Origin of the sequence: Streptomyces cellostaticus (assembly GCF_001513965.1) — a bacterium.
Classification (GTDB): Bacteria; Actinomycetota; Actinomycetes; order Streptomycetales; family Streptomycetaceae; genus Streptomyces; species Streptomyces cellostaticus.
The window spans coordinates 341415-360880 of record NZ_KQ948020.1; the positions used below are offsets into that span (position 1 = coordinate 341415).

A 19466-nucleotide genomic window follows, 5' to 3' on the forward strand; every position below is an offset into this window, starting at 1 on the left:
CTCAGGCGCCGGGCTCCAAAACGAGCGGGTTCGGCAGCGAGCACCACTGGTCGCCGGGGGTGTCCGGGGACAGCCGCATCAGCGTCAACGCCTTCGCCGGGACGGGGCCTTCGAGCAGGGCCGCCAGGTCGGGGGTGCGGGGCAGGGCGGGTACGGCCGCCGCCAGCGCCGCCCGGAGCACCGGGCCCGAGCCCGCCGTACCGGCGAGCGCGCCCGCCACGAGGGAGCCGAACAGCTTGCGGCGCAGGGCCGTCTCGTCGTCCGTGATCAGCCGGCCGGCCAGGGCGGGCGGGGTGATGCCGTGGCGGGCGAGGCGGGCGGGGCTGATGCGGATGTCGGCGAGGTCGCGGTAGACGAGGCGGACAGGGGTGCCGTCGGCCGAGAGGATCACCAGGAGGTTCTGGCCGTGGGCCTCCAGGGCCACCCCGAGGTCCAGCAGGCGCAGACCGACCGTGAGGGCGAGACGGGCGAAGGCGGCCAGCCAGGCGGGAGAGTCCGGGAGAGCGGTGGTGGTCAGCGCCGCCACCGGCAGCACCCGCTCGCCCGGGCCCGCGTACACCTCCGGTGACTCCCGCAGCAGCGCGGCCAGATCGGGGGAGTGGGCGGTGGCCGCGCCCAGGGTGCGGGTGATGTGCAGCAGCCCGTCCGTGCGCGCGGCCAGGTCCGTGGCGAGGGCCGACAGGGCCGCGGACGCCCCGACCGAGTACGTGGAGATGTCCCGTACCGAGGAGGTCAGCCGGGCACTGAGCGCGGTCTTCACATGCGGGCCGCCCGGCAGGGCGAGGGTGCGCAGGGCCATCAGCGGGTGCGCGGACCGCCAGCGGTCGCAGGACCGCTTCAGCACATGGGCCGCCTGCCAGGGATGCACCGGCAGCAACACGTCCTCCCCCGCCCGCAGTTCCTCGGGCCAGTCCCCGGACACCAGGCACTCGGCGGCCGGCACGGCAACCGTGCCCAGCTCGACCACCGGGTGGTGCTCCGGACCGTACGCCAGCTGCTCCGCCACCGAGAAACCGGGCCGGGAACGGCAGTTGGGGTGGAACGGATGCCCGTCCACCACCCGCTGCTCCCACTCCCAGTCCCGCTCGGGCCACTCCTTCGGATGATCCGCACCGGCCCGGGACAGCGCCAACGAGGCCACGCTGTGCCCGAGTTCGAGCGCGAAACCCGTCGCGTGCGGCACCGCGAGGCCGGTCATGAGCCGCGCGGGATCGTCGTGACGCTCGCGGCCGAGGCGGACGGCGGTGACGTGGGCACCGGTCGCGTACGGGTCCGCGTGCGGCCCGTGCAGGGTCCGGCCGTCGGCCAGCCGCAGGGCGAGGCTGTGCGCCCCGTGCACCCTGCCGGTGACCCACGGCAGCGGCTCATGGGCGAGCGCCCGCCACAGTCGGGTCAGCACCGCCGCGCGGGCACCCGGCAGCTCGGCCCTGTACCGGGGCAGCAGACCGGGCCGGACGGCGGCCAGTTCCTCGGCGACCTCGGCCTCGGCGGTGGGGGACTGGTACACGGTCGGTCTCCTCGGGTACGGGCGGGGGGCACGATGGTCAGGGACGGGGGACATACTGTTCGCTCGGGCCCCGGACGAAGAACGAATGGATCGCGTGGACCTCAAGCCCCCCACCGACATCGTCGGACAGCGCGCCGACGCCTATGCGGCCGCCCCCCTGCTCAACTGCCTGCTGCGGGAGGTCGCCGAGCCGCTCCCGGTCCCCGGCGAGCGGCCCGCCTACCGGCTGCCCGGCACCGGCCGCCTGCTACGGGTGAGCCCCGGCCGACGGCCCGCGGAGCCGGAGGTGCACGCCGTCGGCGCCTGGCGCCGCCTCGACCACACCGAGCTGGTCAAACTGGTCGCCGAGGAGCTGCGCCGGCACACCGGGCTGCCGGGCGGCGACCTGCCCGCCGAGATGATCGACAGCCGGGACGCGGTCGCCGCCCTGCTCACCGCCCGCGCCCGGGCGACGGCGCCCGAGGACCCCTACCTGCGCTCCGAGCAGTCCCTGATCACCGGCCACCCCTACCACCCCGCCCCCAAGGCGCGTGGCGGCGGCCCCGTCGCGTCCTGGCTGCCGTACGCCCCCGAGGCGCACGCGCACTTCCCGCTGGTGCTGCTCGGGGTCCGCGAGGACCAGGTGGCCGAGGAGGGCGACACCCGCGCCCTGGACGCCCTCGGCACGGCTCCGCCCGGCTATCGGCTGCTGCCCGCCCACCCCTGGCAGCTCGACCTCGTCGCCCGCGACCTGGCCCCCGCCTTCGCCGACGGCCGTCTGATCCGGCTCGGCAACACCGCCTGCGAGACCTGGCCGACGGCGGCGATCCGCACGGTGTACGAGCCCCGGCGCGACCTGTTCCTGAAGTTCAGCCTCGACGTGCGCATCACCAACGACATCCGCCGCCTGTGGCGCCACGACCTGCGGAAACTGCGCCGCACCGACACGGCCGCCACCGATGCCTTCGCCGCCATGGGCCGGCCCGCGGCCTGGCTGAGCGACCGCGGCTACCGCACGGCCGCCTTCGCCTTCGAGGAACTGGCCGTGCTCGTGCGGGACGGGCTCGGCGGCCACCTCCTGCCCGGCGCCACCCCGCTGCTCGCGGCCGGGCTCGCCGAGGGCTTCGCAGGCAACCCGCTGGCCGCCACGACGGATCCGGAGGCCTGGTGGGCGGCGTACCTGCGGCAGGTGATCCCGCCCGCCCTCACGGCGTTCGACGCCCACGGGGTCGTCCTGGAGGCACACCTGCAGAACACGCTGGTCGCCGTCGACGCGTCCGGCATGCCCGTCCAGGCGCTGTTCCGGGACGCCGAGGGCGCCAAGGTGCTCCCGGACGTCTCCCGCGCCGCAGGCTGGGAGCGACTCGTGTACTGCCTGGTCGTCAACCACCTCGCCGAGATCGCCGCCGCCCTCGCCGCACACCACCCCGGCCTCGCCCCCTGGCCCGCCGCCCGCCGCGAACTCGCCCGCCACCACCTGCCCGAGATCCCCGCCCTGCTCGCCTCACCGACCCTGCCCGGCAAGACCAACCTGCTGCTGCGCTGGACGGGCGCGGACGGCGCCGACGCCCGCTACCTGCCCTTGCCGAACCCGCTGGCCGGTGCATGACGGTGCCGACGGCTCCGTCCCCGGAGTGCCGTCGGCGAACTGATCGCGTAAGGCAGGGGAGGTACTTCGGCCTGCGCACGGTAACAGGCATCGGCGACGTCCAGGTCAGTATCAGGATTCTCCGGACAGCATGATCCCTGCCCCGATGTGATGACGCGTCCGGCTCAAGCTCCGGCAGGCACACTGACGCCGGGGTGGGCATGAACGAGGGGGAACAGCCATCACATCCATGTGGGATGCCGCGGAGGGCGACGGATTCCGGGCGGCCGTGATCGGCCGGACCCGTCGGCGCATCGAGATCTACAGAGACGCCGGCGAGGCCTGGCGGTTCGCCGAGAGCCTGAAGTCCGTGAGCGAGGACACCGCCCAGGAGTACGAGGGCCGAACGATCCTTGAACTCGTCCAGAACGGCCATGACGCACTCGGTACGGCCGGCCCAGGACGCATCGCCGTCGTGGCGGTGCGCCAGGAGGGTGGCGGCGTCCTCTACGTCGCCAACGAGGGGGCGGGGTTCACGGAGGAGAACTTCCGCGCCATCACCGAACTGGCTCTGTCCAGCAAGGCGGCGGGCGAGGGGATCGGCAACAAGGGGCTCGGTTTCCGGAGTGTGCTGCAACTGACGGACTGGCCGGAGATCTACTCGAAGGCCTCACCCGCCTCGTTGTCCTTCGACGGCTACTGCTTCCGATTCGCGAGGCCCGAGGACGTGCGCGCCCTGGTGGACGATCCGGCACTCGCGGCCCGGGTGATCGAGGACATCTCTCCCCTGGCGCTGCCGGTACCGGCCGATGTCACGGATCCCGTACTCAAGGAACTGGCCGAGGACGGGTTCTCCACGGTTGTCCGGCTCCCGCTGCGCGATGACCATGCCTGGGGACTCACGGTGGCGCAGTCTAAGGACATGATGAGCGGCGAGGCACCGCTCCTGCTCTTCCTCGACCGCGTGGCCGAGCTCTCTGTCGAGGTGCGCGACGTCTCGCAACCCGCTCCGAGGCAGGTCCTCTCGCGCACCGAGCGTGTGTCGGAGCTCGTCAGAGCACGAGACGCAGAGTGGGTCAGCGAAGTCGATCTCGCCGAGGCGGGCCGCTATCTGCTGGCTCGCCGCACGCTCGATTCCGATGCGCTGAGCGAAGCGATCAGGCGCAGCGTCCAGGCGCGCGAGATCGACGCGGCATGGGAGAACTGGAATACCGAGGCATGGGTGGCGGTGGCGCTGCGGCTGGACACGCCACTCACCCACGGCCGCATGTACACCTTCCTGCCGATGGCCGCGGCTGTGCACGCTCCGTTTCCCGGGCACGCCCATGCCCCGTTCTTCACCAAGCTGGCCCGCCTCGGCATCAGCGAGAGGGTGGCTCTGAACGACTTTCTCCTCGCCCAACTCGCCGTGCTGGCCGTGGAACTGAGCAGGCGGGTTCGCTCCGAGACCCCACATCTCCTCGCGGCGGACCTCATCCTCGACCTCATGTGCTGGGACGAACCGGCCCGGCTGGACGCGGCTCTGGACGGGCGGCTCGCCACGGAGCCGATCGTGCCGCTGCATGGCCGGGAGGCGTGGGGCTCGATGCAGGATTCCCACGGGTGGCCGGACGGCAAGCGCGCCTGGCGGGTCCTGACCACCGACGCGCTCACGCAGGGGGGAGCAAAGCTGTTGACGCCCTCAGTCGGTCCTGTTCGTCATGGGCGTCTGGACAAGCTGTGCAAAACCGTGCTCTCCAAGTCCTTTCGCCCACCGGCGTCCCTGGCAGCGGCGTGGGTCGAGGCCGTGGCCCGGTCCCTGCTGAGCGGTGAACAAGCGACAGCAGGTGTGCTGTGGGCGGACTTCTACAGCGATGTGTCGCATGCGTTCGCCCGGGACCAGAGCGTGCTCCGGGGCCGGCGCATCATCCTTGACCAGGACATGCGGCTGAGAAGCGCCCTCGGGGGTCTTGCGGAGCCCGGCAAGAAGGTGGCGAGCGTCTTCTTCCACCCCGACATCGCGGACGGTGACGCCGTCACCCGGGTGCCGGGCGATCTCAAGGCGCTACGGCGTCGTATTTCCTTCACACACCCGGAGATCGCCTGGCACGGCGGAGGGCGTGAATTCCTCGAGCGCAATGAGCTGGTTCGCCCTTACCAGCTGGACCGTGTCTTCGACGCGCTGAAAGACCTGCTCTGCGGACGGCCCTCGGAGGCGCTCAGCCGCGACGCCCTCACCTTCGCCTTCCGGCAGTACCCGCTGCTCAGCCAGGCACAGCGCCGGAGGCTGGCCCGTATCCCCTTCCGGCTGCCGCTGGCCGCCGACGGCTGGGGCAGGGCAGCGAACTGCTCCTTCTCGCCTGCCTGGGGGACCGAGGGGGCACGTCGACTCGACAGGTTCCTCGATGAGGGAGGGGCCCGGATCCCCGCCCTGGCCGCTCAGCGAGACCAGTGGATCAGCGGTCCCGACGACTGGCCGACTCCGGTTCGGGACCGGGCGCTCCACGTCGAGTTCCTCGAAGCCCTTGGCGTCTGCGACGGCCTCAGGCCGGCGTACGTCGGGAATCGTCTCGGCGCCCATCACGGCAATGACCTGCGGCCCTCGGCCCTTGCCCTGCGTTTCGGGCTGGGGGAGGCCCTGTCCCCTGCGTGGGACGCCGACGTCAGGACCCGATGGACCAAGTTCGCGCACCCGTGGACGCCCTACGAGTTCGAAGGCCCGCTGGCCCACCTTGCGGGAGCGACCGAGGTCGCCGGGCTGAATTCCGTGGCCCGGCGAGCATTCGCCGAACTGCTGATGCACGGACTCCGTACCTGGGGCGAGGAAGTCTTCACCGTCACCGTGCACAGACCCACCTACAACTTCAAGGACGCGCACACCTGGCCGACTCCTCTCGCCTCCTACCTCCGAAGCCTGGCGTGGCTTCCCGTCGAGGAACCGGACGGCCCGTCCTTCGTCCCGCCCGGCCGGGCGTGGTTCAGCACCGACGGTGAACTTCCTGCCTTCGTGCCCGCGCTGCCCCTGTCGACACGGCGCCTGCTCACCGACAAGGCGGTCGCCGAGCGGCTGGTTCGGCTCGGTCTGCGCAAGTGGGACGATCCGAAGCACGCCGGAGAGGCGGTGAAGCAGCTCGGCGAGGTGCTCGACAAGGGCGAAGTGCCCGCGTATCTCAGCGTCTCCTTCAAAAGACACTACGAGCGGGCGTGGTCGCAGGTCGCGCGGACAGGACGGTGGCCCTGGGCACCGGCCGAAGAGGTCCGGCTCGTCGTGAGCCGCACCAACGTGCTCGGCACCTGCACGCCAACGGCCGACGAGGCTCCGGTCAACGTCTGCGACGAGGCGGATCCCCTGAAGGAGGCGCTGATCGAGCTGGCGGGCGATCCGATCCTCGTCGCCCCCGCGGACTCGGGCGACGCCATCGCCGGCCTGGCCGAGGCGAACGGAGTGAAAACACAGCGCACGTCGGTCACCCAAGTCCAGGTGCGTCATCGAGACGGCGACCCGATCACCCCCAACGGGCATGCGGCGGTGCTGGTCGAGGGAAGAGAGTGGCTGGTCACCGTGATCGCACTCGCCATGGAACTCAAGTCCGGGGCGTTCGTGCGCCGCAGTGAACGCGGTCTGCGTGCGGCGCTCGAACGGCTTCACACCATTCGTGTCGTACACGCCGACGACGTGGAGATCGCCATCTCCGGTACGCCGGCCGAACCGCCGTCGACGACCCGTGCGCTGCCGCTGCCGGACGACGAACACCCCACGGTGGTCGTCTGGAGGAGCGACGACGGCTGGGACGAGCTGCAGGCGGCGGCACCCGCCGTCGCGCAACTGCTGGACAGACCGTGGCTGCAGGACGCACTGGAACTGGTTCTGGTCAAACTCGAGCGGCACTTCGGCGGCCACGACCCGGCACACATCGACGACAGCACCCTCGCGACGGCGCTGGACACGACCGAGGCCAAGGTCACCGAGATCAGACGCAATCTCACCGGCGACGTGCAGGACACGGTGCGACTGCTCCGCCCGGTGCTGGCGTGCCTCGCCGCCGACGACTGGGACGAGGAAGCGGCCCAGGTCCTGGGCCGGGCGGCCGGTGAACGCGAGCTCGTCGAGATCATCGACCGGTACGCGCCCGGTCTGCCGGTGTCGTCCGCCGACCTGGTGGCCCTGGCCCGCTCCTCCACGACGCCCGCCGAGCTCCGCGACGAACTGCGCCTCGACTTCCGGCAGTTCAACGCCGCACTCGCTTCGCTCGGCCCCGGGTACAAGCCGGATGCCTACCCCGACCTCCACGAGCGGGTCTTCGGTGACTTCGTGCGCGACCGCAGCGGGGTTCTCCTCGACAGGCTCCGCGAACGGTACGCCGTTGCCGCGCACGAGGGAAAGGACATCTCCGGCTACGCGGCGGCCCGCGGTCTCCACGACCTGCAGCCGGACCCCGCCTGGCTGACCCTGTTCATCAGCCCGCCCGAGGAAGCGATGCGGAGCAGAGTGCAGGAGTGGCTGCGCGCCCACGGAGCTGACGACGACCTTGAGCGGCTGACGGACCTTCAGCCCGTCGACCGGCTTCGCGCACTCAACGCGTCCGCGCTCGACAAGCTCGTGCCGAAACTGGCCCCGCTCGTGGCCGCATGGTGCCACCGTCACGGTGTCCTGGCGCCCGGCGGATGGCACGGGGCGGTGCTGCTGGAGTGCAAGAGCCACATCGACGGCATCGGCCTGAGTGACCTGCTGCACCTGAGTGAGGAACAACTGCTCCACGCCGTGGGTCGCGCCGTGGGGTGGCCGGCCGGAATGCCCCGCGCCGCAGATCCCGAGGTGCTCGGCCTCACCCCCAAGGATCTCGCGTGGACGACCGCACGATCCCAGGACTCCGGTGGCTCGATCAGCACACCGCCGCGCACGATCACGATCGGAGACAAGGAGGTCAGGGTGGGAGTTGATCAGTTCTCCGCCATCGCGGACCTCGCCTCCAGAACCATCGACGAGTCGTTCCTCGCCCAGACCGGCAAGGTGCGCCTCGACGCCGTGGGGGGTGTGCCGCAACCACGCCGCGGAGGTTCTTCCCCTGCCAAGCCGGGCATCGTCGTCGCGAGGATGACCCAGACCAACGAGGACCAGCGCTCGGCCATCGGCCTCGTCGGAGAAGTAGCCGCCCGGGCTTGGCTCCAGCGCCACCACACCGATGTCAGGTGGACGTCGGGATACGCGGCCTTGATCAATGGCGACCCCGAGGCGTCCGATGGTCTGGGCTACGACTTCGAGGTCGCCTGGCGCGACACGACCCGGCTGTACGAGGTGAAGGCCCTGAGCGGACCGAGCGCCGAGCGGGTGGAGTTCGAGCTCGGTCCGTCCGAGGTGGACGCGGCCCGCCGCCACGCGCGCGGCAACCGATACCGCATCCTGCTGATCACCTCGGCCCTTGTCCCGGAGGAGCGTCGCGTGTTCGAACTGCCGAACCCGTTCTCCGCCCAGGGGCGCGACCGCTTCAGGATCGTGAGCAGAGGACTGCGCTATCAGTGCTCACCGTCGGGGAAGGCATAGCGAGGAGGTGTGGGGGAACAGGCGGCGTTTCTCGAGCACGGCAGCGTGACCGCCCAGCCACCAACGTGCGCCCGGCGGGCGACCGTTGAGGCACCCGCGTTCGTCCCAGCCTCATCCGCAGTGGGGAGCTCACGCCACCAGGTGACGGTGGCCCGGTCCGGCACATCGTGTGCCGGGCCGGGCCACTGTTCAGAAGTCCCCGTTCTGGCTCGCCGCTCCGTTGCGGCTCCAGCTCACCAGGAGCTGGCCTTTCCCTCCCTACGGCCGGTGCGCGGTTGCGCTCGCCCATGCCCAGTTGCCGACCGTTGTCCGGCGCCGGGACGTGGACGCCGGACATCAACTGCCGGACAGTCACCACGCATCGCGGCTGCGGAAAGGCTCCGGAAAGGAGGGCCATGCCATGCGCCGAACGCCCGCTCGACCTGGACACCGGTCCGCTGACGCGGTTCGCGGCCGACCTGCGGAAGCTGCGCGAGGCGGCGGGACGGCTTGGTCACTATGCTCACTTCATGCCGGAGGCCGGAAGCCCGGGGCGCAGCGCGCTGGAGCTGGCCGTCGAATGTAAGGCGAATGAGCGATTGGGTCTTGGAAGATGCTGAGAGAGGTCGCCGCTACCCGCTACATCGCACCCCTGCGGTCCGGTGGCTCCGTCCCCGGAGTCGTCGAGGCCGATGATCTCGGTACGTATGTCGTCAAGTTCACCGGCTCCGCGCAGGGCCACAAGGCGCTGGTCGCCGAGGTGATCGTCGGTGAACTCGCCCGCGCGCTCGGCCTGCGCTTCCCCGAACTGGTCCTCGTCCACTTCGACCCGTCGATCGCGGCGGCCGAGCCGCACCAGGAGGTGCGCGAGCTGCACGGCGCGAGCGCGGGGGTCAACCTCGGCATGGACTACCTGCCGGGCGCCGCCGACTTCACCCCCGAGATCGCGAAGACCTTCCCGGTGGACCCCCTGGAGGCGGGCCGGATCGTCTGGCTGGACGCCCTGACCGTCAACGTGGACCGTACGGTCCACAGCTCCAACCTGATGGTCTGGCCGACGCTCGGCACCGCGCCCCCGCGGCTGTGGCTCATCGACCACGGCGCCGCCCTCGTCTTCCACCACCGCTGGGACACCACGACCCCGGGCAAGAGGTACGACTTCCGCCACCACGCCCTCGGTCACTACGCCCCCGACATCCGGGCCGCCGACGCGGAACTGGCTCCCCGGGTGACCGAGGAGCTGCTGCACCGGATCGTCGCCGAGGTGCCGGACGCCTGGCTCGCCGAGGACGCGGGATTCGCGACGCCCGACGACGTCCGGACCGCCTACGTCGACTACCTCCTCCAGCGTGTGCGCCGATCCGAGGAGTGGCTGCCCACCGGCTTCCCGAGCCGCGAGGAGCTCGCGGCCGAGGAGGCCGCCCGCGCGGCGAAGACCCAGCAGGGCCGCCCGGACTGGCTCAAGTGGGTCCCCGACCTGCACGGCAAGCCGGCGGTGGAACAGGATGGGACGGTGCACCTCGGATGACCCAGCGCGTACAGATCGAGTACTGCACACAGTGCCGCTGGCTGCCCCGCGCGGCCTGGCTGGCGCAGGAGCTGCTCACCACCTTCGAGACCGAGCTGACCGAGCTGTCGCTCAAGCCCGGCACCGGCGGCGTCTTCGTCGTCCGGGTGAACGACGAGGTCGTCTGGGACCGCCGCGAGCAGGGCTTCCCGGAGCCCACGGCGGTGAAGCGGGCCGTACGCGACCGAGTGGCCCCGGGAAGGTCCCTGGGCCACTCGGAGGGAACCTCGTAAGGGTCAGCCCTTGAGCTGCTCGTACGCCGGCAGGGTGAGGAAGTCGGCGTAGTCCTCGTCGAGGGACACCTGGAGCAGCAGGTCGTGCGCCTCCTGCCAGTGGCCGGCCGCGAAGGCCTGCTCGCCGATCTCCTTGCGGATCGCGTCCAGTTCCTCGGCGGCGACCTTGCGGGCCAGTTCCGGGGTGGCCCGGTCGCCGTTCTCGAACTCGACGCCCGCGTTGATCCACTGCCAGATCTGGGAGCGGGAGATCTCGGCGGTGGCGGCGTCCTCCATGAGGTTGAAGATGGCGACGGCGCCGAGGCCGCGCAGCCAGGCCTCGATGTAACGGATGCCCACCTGAACGGCGTTGATCAGGCCGTTGTACGTCGGCCTGGCGTCCAGGGAGTCGATCGCGATCAGGTCGGCCGCCTCCACGTGGACGTCCTCGCGCAGCCGGTCCTTCTGGTTCGGCCGGTCGCCGAGGACGCGGTCGAAGGACTCCATGGCGATCGGGACCAGGTCCGGGTGGGCGACCCAGGAGCCGTCGAAGCCGTCGTTCGCCTCGCGGTCCTTGTCGGCGCGGACCTTCTCGAAGGCGACCTTGTTGACCTCGGGGTCCTTGCGGGAGGGGATGAAGGCCGCCATGCCGCCGATGGCGTGCGCGCCGCGCTTGTGGCAGGTGCGGACGAGGAGCTCGGTGTACGCCCGCATGAACGGGGCCGTCATCGTCACCGCGTTGCGGTCCGGCAGCACGAACCTCGGCCCGCCGTCCCGGAAGTTCTTCACGATGGAGAACAGGTAGTCCCAGCGGCCGGCGTTCAACCCCGAGGCGTGGTCGCGCAGTTCGTAGAGGATCTCCTCCATCTCGTACGCCGCCGTGATCGTCTCGATCAGGACGGTCGCGCGGATGGTGCCCTGCGGGATGCCGACGTAGTCCTGCGCGAAGACGAACACGTCGTTCCACAGCCGGGCTTCGAGGTGCGACTCGGTCTTGGGCAGGTAGAAGTACGGGCCCTTGCCGAGGTCCAGCAGGCGCTGGGCGTTGTGGAAGAAGTACAGGCCGAAGTCGACGAAGGCACCGGGGACCGGCGTGCCGTCGGCGTCGACGAGGTGGCGCTCGGTCAGGTGCCAGCCGCGCGGGCGCATGACGACGGTGGCCAGTTCCTCGTCCGGGCGCAGGGCGTACGACTTGCCGGTGCGCTCGTCCGTGAAGTCGATGCCGCGGGTGTAGGCGTCGCTCAGGTTGAGCTGGCCGAGGACCACGTTCTCCCAGGTCGGCGCAGAGGCGTCCTCGAAGTCGGCGAGCCAGACCTTCGCGCCCGAGTTGAGCGCGTTGATGGTCATCTTGCGGTCGGTGGGGCCGGTGATCTCGACGCGCCGGTCGTTCAGCGCGGCCGGGGCCGGGGCGACCTTCCAGGAGTCGTCCGCGCGCACGGCGGCCGTCTCCGGGAGGAAGTCGAGCGTGGAGGTGCGGGCGATCTCGGCGCGGCGCTCGGCCCGGCGGGCGAGGAGTTCGTCACGGCGCGGGGTGAACCGCCGGTGCAGCTCCGCCACGAAGGCGAGCGCCGCGTCGGTGAGGACCTCCTCCTGCCGGGGCAGGGGCTCGGCGTCGACGATGGCCAGCGGAGACGGCGCTGGTGCGGACATGAGCTGTCACTTCCTTCAGCGGTGGCACCGGGTGCCAAGTGGCACGAATAGGGCAATCAGCGCCCGCTGTGCGGTCGGACGCTTCTGAACAGTGGATAGTAGTTTCCTCATTGTGGAACTTCAATGGTTTGTTGATGTCGAGATTCTCTGGATCGAGGCAAGGTGGCGCTCAGTGCCACCCCGTTCACTCAAGGTGGCTCAGATCGGCCTCGGTGTCGATGTCGTACGGCGCGGCCACGTCCGCGCACTCCACCAGCCTGATCGCCGCCGCGTGATCCTTCAGGTAGGTGCGCGCCCCGCGGTCGCCGGTGGCCGTCGCCGCGATGCCCGGCCAGTGCGCCGCGCCGAAGAGCACGGGATGCCCGCGCACGCCGTCGTAGGCGGCTGAGACCAGCGAGTTCTCGTCCTCGTACGCACCGAGTACCCGGCTCACCGCCGCCGCCCCGATCCCCGGCTGGTCGACCAGGCTCACCAGGGCCGCGCGCACGCTCGTACCGGCGAGTGAATCGAGCCCGGCGCGCAGGGAGGAGCCCATGCCCTCGGCCCAGCCGGGGTTGTCGAGCAGTACGCAGCCGCTCAGGTCGGCGCGCTCGCGTACCTCATCGGCCTGTGCCCCGAGCACGACGTGGATCCGTCCGCATCCGGCCGCCCGCAGCACCCCGACCGCATGTTCGACCAGGGGGCGCCCCCGGTGTTCCAGCAGCGCCTTGGGCCGCCCGCCGAGCCGTCTGCCGCCGCCCGCGGCGAGCAGCAGCCCGGCGATCTCCTCGTGTCGGTCCCGCTTGTCCGTCATGCGTCCTGCATACCTGACGCGGAAGGCGACAGCCGGTTTCCTTGGGCTGAATTTCGGTCCGTGCGGTGGCGCTCCCGCACGGGGTGGCGTTAACTGACCCGCGCACGACGGCGCGCAAGGGGGAGGGCTGTGTTGCGGAGCTTGGGGCAGAGGCTGGTGACGGGCAGCGACGAGGACCCGAGGGTGGCGGAACTGCGGACCGCGGTGTCCCGGCTGCGCCGCGAACTCGCCGCGCTACCGGCCGAGTTCCCCGACCGGGGCATAGCCGAGGACGAACTGGCCACACTGGCGGCGATGGCAACCGGCGGCCTGCCGGAAATCCCCCGCCTGCGCAGTTCCCTGTTACTGATCGCGGGAGCGATCGGCTCGGTCAGCGCGCTGGCGCGGGGGTTGTCGGAGGTGCGGGAGGCGGTGGACCTGTTCGGGGAGTCGCCGAGGACTTGAAAGCGCCGGTTGGGCAACCGGGGGGCGCGGGGAACTGCGCGAACGGCCCCGACGATCCCGCAGTCGCCCACGCACCACGCCACAGGTCTCTCAGGCGCCTGAACTCGCCAGCGCCGCGGACAGCTCGGCGGCCACTTGCTGCAGTACCGGCACGATCTTGTCCGTCGCTGCTTCGGTGACCCGCCCGGCAGGCCCGGAGATCGAGATGGCGGCCGCGGTGGGGGAGTCCGGCACGGATACCGCCAGGCATCGCACGCCGATCTCCTGCTCGTTGTCGTCGATGGCGTACCCCAGCCGCCGTACGTCTTCCAGTGCTGCCAGGAACCCGTCCGGAGTGGTGATCGTCTTCTCCGTCGCGGCCTGCATGCCCGTGCGGGAGAGGAGCGCCCGTACCTCGTCGTCGGGCACGTTCGCCAGCAGCGCCTTGCCCACCCCCGTGGAGTGCGGCAGCACCCTGCGGCCCACCTCGGTGAACATCCGCATCGAGTGCTTCGACGGCACCTGCGCCACGTACACGATCTCGTCGCCGTCCAGCAGCGCCATGTTCGCCGTCTCGCCGGTCTCCTCCACCAGCCGGGCCAGGTACGGCCGCGCCCACGTGCCGAGCAGGCGGGAGGCGGACTCGCCGAGGCGGATCAGCCGCGGGCCGAGCGCGTACCGGCGGTTCGGCTGCTGACGGACGTAACCGCAGGCCACCAGCGTGCGCATCAGCCGGTGGATGGTGGGCAGCGGCAGCCCGCTGGACGCGGACAGCTCGCTGAGCCCGACCTCGCCGCCTGCGTCCGCCATCCGCTCGAGCAGATCGAAGGCACGCTCCAGGGACTGGACCCCGCCGCTGGCGGAGGGCTTGGCGGAGTCGGTGGTGCTGGCGCTGGACGTCGGCACGGCACGTTCCTTTCGGGGCGGGCAGGAAGGGCAGAAGCCTACCCGGCAGTCGGTTGACTGCCTGCTTGTACGTAGCTACGTTCTGCCTGCTGGAATTCTAATTCCGCTTTGTGGAAACGTCCAGAGTAGATGTCCGTTCGCGCTGCTCAGAAGTGTGCCTCTTGACGGCGGGGTGGCGGGAGTGAAGACTCCTTCAACAGAACGTTGAATTCCGTTACGTGGGTGTAAATCCCGTTTCCTGGAAGTAAAACGGTGGCAGAGAGAGGGGTTCGGGTGTCCGACGCTGAACTGGTGCTGCGTTCGACGCGCGTCATCACTCCGGAAGGGGCGCGGGCCGCCACGGTCACCGTGTCCGCCGGCACGATCACGGCCGTCCTGCCGTACGACGCCGAGGTCCCGGCCACGGCACGCCTGGAGGACTTCGGCGACCACGTCCTGCTGCCCGGCCTGGTCGACACCCATGTGCACGTCAACGACCCCGGCCGCACCGAGTGGGAGGGCTTCTGGACCGCCACGCGCGCGGCGGCGGCCGGCGGCATCACCACGCTGATCGACATGCCGCTCAACTCCCTCCCGCCGACCACCACCGTCGAGAACCTGCGGGTCAAGCAGCAGGTCGCCGCCGACAAGGCGCACATCGACGTCGGCTTCTGGGGCGGCGCGCTGCCCGGCAACGTCAAGGACCTGCGCCCGCTGCACGACGCCGGGGTCTTCGGCTTCAAGGCGTTCCTGTCGCCGTCCGGCGTCGACGAGTTCCCGCACCTCGACCAGGACCGGCTCGCCCAGTCCCTGGCGGAGACGGCCGGCTTCGACGGCCTGCTGATCGTGCACGCCGAGGACCCGCACCACCTCGCCGCAGCCCCGCAGCACGGCGGCCCCAGGTACGCGGACTTCCTGGCCTCCCGCCCGCGCGACGCCGAGGACACGGCCATCGCGGGCCTCATCGCGCAGGCGAGGCGCCTTGACGCGCGCGTGCACATCCTGCACCTGTCCTCCAGCGACGCGCTGCCGCTCATCGCCGCCGCCCGCGCCGAGGGCGTCCGTGTCACCGTGGAGACCTGCCCGCACTACCTCACCCTGACCGCCGAGGAAGTACCCGACGGCGCCAGCGAGTTCAAGTGCTGCCCGCCCATCCGCGAGGCCGCCAACCAGGACCTGCTCTGGCAGGCCCTGGCCGACGGCACCATCGACTGTGTCGTCACCGACCACTCGCCCTCCACCGCCGACCTGAAGACCGACGACTTCGCGACCGCCTGGGGCGGCATCTCGGGCCTCCAGCTCAGCCTGCCGGCGGTGTGGACCGAGGCCCGCAGGCGCGGGCAAGGCCTTGCGGACGTGGTCCGCTGGATGTCCGCGCAGACCGCAGCCCTGGCCGGTCTCGGCGCCCGCAAGGGCGCCATCGCGGCCGGCCGCGACGCCGACTTCGCGGTCCTCGCCCCCGACGAGACCTTCACCGTCGACCCGGCCGGTCTCCAGCACCGCAACCGGGTCACCGCGTACGCCGGCAAGACCCTGCACGGCGTCGTGAAGTCCACCTGGCTGCGCGGCGAACGCATCTTCGCGGACGGCGAGTTCACCGAGCCGAAGGGCCGCCTGCTCGCTCGCCCCCAGTAAGCCCCCCTCCCGCACCCGCACCCCGCCGACTCCCGAAAGGACCCCCTGATCACCGTGACGGCGATACCCAGCTTCACCGGCGACGCGAACCCCTACGGAGGCGGCGACCCGTACGCGGACTACCGCACCGCCGACTTCCCCTTCACCCAGTACGCCAACCTGGCCGACCGGCAGCTCGGCGCCGGGGTCATCGCCGCCAACGACGAGTTCTTCGCCGAGCGGGAGAACCTGCTGGTGCCCGAGCGGGCCGAGTTCGACCCCGAGCACTTCGGGCACAAGGGCAAGATCATGGACGGCTGGGAGACCCGCCGGCGGCGCGGGGCCTCGGCCGAGCACCCCTGGCCGACGGCCGAGGACCACGACTGGGCGCTGGTCCGCCTCGGCGCGCCCGGCGTGATCCGCGGGATCGTGGTCGACACGGCCCACTTCCGCGGCAACTACCCGCAGGCGGTCTCGGTCGAGGGCACCTCGGTGCCCGGCTCCCCGTCGCCCGAGGAACTCCTGTCCGACGACGTGAAGTGGACGACGCTGGTCCCGCGCACGCCGGTCGGCGGCCACGCGGCGAATGGTTTCTCCGTATCGGTGGAACAGCGCTTCACGCACCTGCGGGTCAACCAGCACCCCGACGGCGGCATCGCCCGCCTGCGGGTGTACGGCGAGGTCGTACCCGACCCCGAGTGGCTGTCGGTCCTGGGCACCTTCGACGTGGTCGCCCTGGAGAACGGCGGCCGGGTGGAGGACGCCTCGGACCTCTTCTACTCCCCGGCGACCAACACCATCCAGCCGGGCCGCTCCCGCAAGATGGACGACGGCTGGGAGACCCGCCGCCGCCGTGACCAGGGCAACGACTGGATCCGCTACCGGCTGGCCGCCCAGTCCCAGATCCGCGCGATCGAGATCGACACGGCGTACCTGAAGGGCAACAGCGCCGGCTGGGCGTCCGTCTCCGTCAAGGACGGCGAGAGCGGCGCCTGGACCGAGATCCTCCCGCGCACCCGCCTCCAGCCCGACACCAACCACCGCTTCGTGCTGCCGCAGCCGGCGCTCGGCACGCACGCGCGCGTGGACATCTTCCCCGACGGCGGCATCTCCCGCCTGCGCCTGTTCGGCACCCTGACGGAACAGGGCGCGACGGCCCTGTCGACCCGTCACCAGGAGCTGGGCGGCTGAGCCACCCCGACTCGCGGAGCGCACCGGCCTGACAGCACCGGTGCGCTCCGCGCCGCGTCAGGCTGCGTAGCCGCCGTCCACGACGAACTCGGCTCCCGTGACGTAAGAGGCCTCGGTACCGGCCAGATAGGCCACCGCCGAGGCCACCTCGGCGGCCGTGCCGTAGCGGCCGAGCGCGGTCATCGCCGCCTGGTCCGCCGCCGAGGGGCCGTCGGCGGGGTTCATGTCGGTGTCGGTCGGCCCGGGATGGACGATGTTCGCCGTGATCCCGCGTCCCGCCAGCTCCCACGCCAGGGCCTTCGTCAGACCGACGAGGGCCGCCTTGCCGGCCGTGTAGAGCGTCCCTCCGGGGCCCGGCACCCGGCGCGTCATGCAGGTGCCGATGGTGATGATCCGGCCGCCGGAGGCCATGTGCGCGGCGGCCGCCTGGGAGGCCAGGAAGACCCCCCGCACGTTGACGGCGAGGGTGTGGTCGACGTCGGCGAGCGACAGGCTGTCCAGGGGCCCGAGGGCCGCCACGCCCGCGTTGTTCACCAGCACGTCCAGCCGGCCCAGCTCCTCTGCGGCGCGCCCCACCGCACCCGCCGCCTCCTGCGCGTCCGCGGCGTCCGCGCGCAGCGCCACCGCCCGGCGCCCCAGCGCCGCCACGGCCCGTACGACCTCCTCGGCCGCCTCCTTGCTGTTCACGTAGGTCACGGCCACGTCCGCACCCGCGCGCGCGAGCCGCAACGCCGTGGCGGCGCCGATGCCCCGGCTGCCGCCGGTCACCAGGGCCGCCTTGCCGTCGAGCGATCCGCCTGTCTGTGCCGTCCGTGTCGTCTGCGCCGTCTGCATCGTGTTCGTCATGCGTCCATCCCAGCGCCACGCCGCCCCGTCCGCTGGCGGCGAACGGACACCGCATCCGGCCGCCGCCGGAACTCTTCGCTCCCTCTCTCGCGTTCTCCCCGCGTGACCCTTCAGCAAGAGATCGTCGGCAACGCCATGCAGATGGCGGTCGTCAACCTGCACCCCGGCCAGACCGTGTACTGCGAGGCGGGGAAGTTCCTGTTCAAGACGACGAACGTGACCATGGAGACACGGCTGTCCGGCCCGTCGGGCAACGGCGGTCAGCAGCAGAGCGGCGGGGGCGGCGGCATGGGCGGCATGCTGCGCCAGGCCATGGGCACCGCCATGCAGGTCGGCCAGCGCATGCTGGCCGGCGAGTCGTTGGCATTCCAGTACTTCACCGCCCAGGGCGGCGAGGGCACGGTCGGCTTCGCGGGCGTGCTGCCCGGCGAGATGCGCGCCCTGGAACTGAACGGCACGCGCGCGTGGTTCGCCGAGAAGGACGCCTTCGTGGCCGCCGAGTCCACCGTCGAGTTCGGCATCGCCTTCCAGGGCGGCCGCACCGGCATGAGCGGCGGCGAGGGCTTCATCCTGGAGAAGTTCACCGGGCACGGCACGGTGATCATCGCGGGCGCGGGCAACTTCATCGACCTCAACCCGGCGGACTTCGGCGGCCGTATCGAGGTGGACACCGGCTGTGTGGTCGCCTTCGAGGAGGGCATCCAGTACGGCGTCCAGCGCATCGGCGGCCTCAACCGCCAGGGCCTCATGAACGCCGTCTTCGGCGGCGAGGGCCTGTCCCTGGCCACCCTGGAGGGCAACGGCCGGGTGATCCTGCAGTCCCTCACCATCGAGAGCCTCGCCAACGCGCTGAAGAAGGCCCAGGGCGGCGACAAGCAGGGCCCGACCGGCGGACTGTTCTCGACGCACGCCGGCTGAACTGATGAGTTGCGGGCGGGTGCGGGGTCTGAGGTGATGACAACAGACCCCGCACCCGGAAGAAGGCACCCGCCATGGGCAAGCTCGTCTCCACCATCTTCGTCACCCTCGACGGCGTCTACCAGGCGCCCGGCGGCCCCCAGGAGGACCCCAGCGGCGGCTTCGACCAGGGCGGCTGGAGCTTTCCGCTCGGCGACGACGACTTCGGCCGGTTCGTCATCGAGGTCTTCGACCGCGCGGGCGCCTTCCTGCTCGGCCGCCGCACGTACGACATCTTCGCCTCCTACTGGCCGAAGATGACCGACCCGGCCGACCCGATCGCCACCAGGCTCAACGCCCTCCCGAAGTACGTCGTCTCGTCCACGCTGACGTCGCCCGAGTGGTCCGGCACCACCGTGGTCGGCGGTGACCTCGCCAAGGAGGTCCAGGCCCTCAAGGAGCGCACGGAGGGCGAACTCCAGATCCACGGCAGTGGTGCCCTGGTCCGCTCCCTGCTGGACCTCCGGCTGATCGACACCCTGCACCTGCTGACCTTCCCGGTCGTCCTCGGCGCCGGCCGCCGGCTGTTCGAGGAGGGCGCGGTGCCCACCCGCTTCCGGCGCACCGGCGGGCGCGTCACCGGCGCGGGCGTCTCCATCCAGTCGTACGACCTGCTGGGCAGCCCCGAGTACGGGTCCTACGCACTCCCCGAGGACGCCTAGGGCGCGCCCCAGGCTGGATCCCACGGAACGGAAAGGCCTGGCCGAAGATCGTCCCCGTCGGTACGGTGATCGCGCCCCGTGCGAGCCGCCGC

14 protein-coding genes are annotated in these 19466 nt (G+C 71.3%); 9 read left to right on the forward strand and 5 right to left on the reverse strand.

Annotated features, from left to right (window positions below; translation table 11 throughout):
- Position 1: 1 nt before the first annotated feature.
- The gene (locus AQI88_RS14785; RefSeq protein WP_066997947.1) at positions 2-1507 is read right to left on the reverse strand and encodes an IucA/IucC family protein; all 1506 of its coding nucleotides are present in this window, start codon (positions 1505-1507) and stop codon (positions 2-4) included.
- 85 nt (positions 1508-1592) lie between these two features.
- Between AQI88_RS14785 and AQI88_RS14790 the strand changes: the two genes are divergently transcribed.
- From AQI88_RS14790 to AQI88_RS14805, 4 genes are all read left to right on the forward strand, one after another.
- Positions 1593-3095 (forward strand): IucA/IucC family protein, encoded by a 1503-nt coding sequence (locus AQI88_RS14790; protein WP_066997950.1) that lies wholly within the window; start codon positions 1593-1595, stop codon positions 3093-3095.
- A gap of 229 nt (positions 3096-3324) precedes the next feature.
- A complete protein-coding gene (locus AQI88_RS14795; protein ID WP_066997953.1) occupies positions 3325-8595 on the forward strand; it encodes a sacsin N-terminal ATP-binding-like domain-containing protein in 5271 nt (1756 codons plus the stop codon).
- A gap of 592 nt (positions 8596-9187) precedes the next feature.
- Positions 9188-10102, forward strand: coding sequence for a HipA family kinase (locus AQI88_RS14800; protein WP_066997956.1), 915 nt, complete (start codon positions 9188-9190; stop codon positions 10100-10102).
- A complete protein-coding gene (locus AQI88_RS14805; RefSeq protein WP_066997958.1) occupies positions 10099-10374 on the forward strand; it encodes an Rdx family protein in 276 nt (91 codons plus the stop codon). The genes AQI88_RS14800 and AQI88_RS14805 overlap by 4 nt, the downstream gene beginning before the upstream one ends.
- Positions 10375-10377: 3 nt before the next feature.
- Here the strand turns inward: AQI88_RS14805 and aceB are convergent, their stop codons facing one another.
- Together aceB and AQI88_RS14815 are read right to left on the reverse strand one after the other, a co-directional pair.
- Positions 10378-12003 (reverse strand): malate synthase A, encoded by a 1626-nt coding sequence (gene aceB / locus AQI88_RS14810; RefSeq protein ID WP_066997961.1) that lies wholly within the window; start codon positions 12001-12003, stop codon positions 10378-10380.
- A 184-nt stretch (positions 12004-12187) separates the two neighbouring features.
- Complete coding sequence (locus AQI88_RS14815) at positions 12188-12796, reverse strand: nucleotidyltransferase family protein (protein ID WP_066997964.1); 609 nt, start codon at positions 12794-12796, stop codon at positions 12188-12190.
- A 129-nt stretch (positions 12797-12925) separates the two neighbouring features.
- Here AQI88_RS14815 and AQI88_RS14820 point away from each other — a divergent pair, with 129 nt between their 5' ends.
- Positions 12926-13240, forward strand: a complete 315-nt coding sequence (locus AQI88_RS14820) for a DUF5955 family protein (protein ID WP_079057575.1) — start codon at positions 12926-12928, stop codon at positions 13238-13240.
- Between the two features lie 90 nt (positions 13241-13330).
- On the opposite strand, the gene AQI88_RS14825 is transcribed toward AQI88_RS14820, so the two are convergent.
- Positions 13331-14125 carry an IclR family transcriptional regulator gene (locus AQI88_RS14825; RefSeq protein ID WP_066997966.1) on the reverse strand — a complete coding sequence of 265 codons (795 nt, stop codon included), beginning with the start codon at positions 14123-14125 and terminating at the stop codon, positions 13331-13333.
- Positions 14126-14398: 273 nt separating this feature from the next.
- On the opposite strand from AQI88_RS14825, the gene allB reads away from it, so the two are divergent.
- Both allB and alc read left to right on the forward strand, forming a co-directional pair.
- Positions 14399-15739: an allantoinase AllB gene (gene allB, locus AQI88_RS14830; RefSeq protein WP_066997969.1), complete on the forward strand. Its 1341-nt coding sequence runs from the start codon at positions 14399-14401 to the stop codon at positions 15737-15739.
- A 54-nt stretch (positions 15740-15793) separates the two neighbouring features.
- Complete coding sequence (gene alc, locus AQI88_RS14835; protein WP_066997972.1) at positions 15794-16909, forward strand: allantoicase; 1116 nt, start codon at positions 15794-15796, stop codon at positions 16907-16909.
- 57 nt (positions 16910-16966) lie between these two features.
- Here alc and AQI88_RS14840 read toward each other — a convergent pair whose 3' ends face one another.
- A complete protein-coding gene (locus AQI88_RS14840; RefSeq protein ID WP_066998167.1) occupies positions 16967-17743 on the reverse strand; it encodes an SDR family oxidoreductase in 777 nt (258 codons plus the stop codon).
- Positions 17744-17857: 114 nt separating this feature from the next.
- On the opposite strand from AQI88_RS14840, the gene AQI88_RS14845 reads away from it, so the two are divergent.
- Positions 17858-18673 carry an AIM24 family protein gene (locus AQI88_RS14845; RefSeq protein ID WP_079057576.1) on the forward strand — a complete coding sequence of 272 codons (816 nt, stop codon included), beginning with the start codon at positions 17858-17860 and terminating at the stop codon, positions 18671-18673.
- Between the two features lie 74 nt (positions 18674-18747).
- On the forward strand, positions 18748-19374 hold the full coding sequence (locus AQI88_RS14850) for a dihydrofolate reductase family protein (protein ID WP_066997975.1): 627 nt from the start codon (positions 18748-18750) through the stop codon (positions 19372-19374).
- Positions 19375-19466: the final 92 nt, after the last annotated feature.

Coding starts and splice junctions, on each gene's coding strand:
- AQI88_RS14790 (WP_066997950.1), top strand. CDS start 1,593: ATGGATCGCGTGGACCTCAAGCCCCCCACCGACATCGTCGGACAGCGC.
- AQI88_RS14795 (WP_066997953.1), top strand. CDS start 3,325: ATGTGGGATGCCGCGGAGGGCGACGGATTCCGGGCGGCCGTGATCGGC.
- AQI88_RS14800 (WP_066997956.1), top strand. CDS start 9,188: ATGCTGAGAGAGGTCGCCGCTACCCGCTACATCGCACCCCTGCGGTCC.
- AQI88_RS14805 (WP_066997958.1), top strand. CDS start 10,099: ATGACCCAGCGCGTACAGATCGAGTACTGCACACAGTGCCGCTGGCTG.
- aceB (WP_066997961.1), bottom strand. CDS start 12,003: ATGTCCGCACCAGCGCCGTCTCCGCTGGCCATCGTCGACGCCGAGCCC.
- AQI88_RS14815 (WP_066997964.1), bottom strand. CDS start 12,796: ATGACGGACAAGCGGGACCGACACGAGGAGATCGCCGGGCTGCTGCTC.
- AQI88_RS14840 (WP_066998167.1), bottom strand. CDS start 17,743: ATGCAGACGGCGCAGACGACACGGACGGCACAGACAGGCGGATCGCTC.
- AQI88_RS14850 (WP_066997975.1), top strand. CDS start 18,748: ATGGGCAAGCTCGTCTCCACCATCTTCGTCACCCTCGACGGCGTCTAC.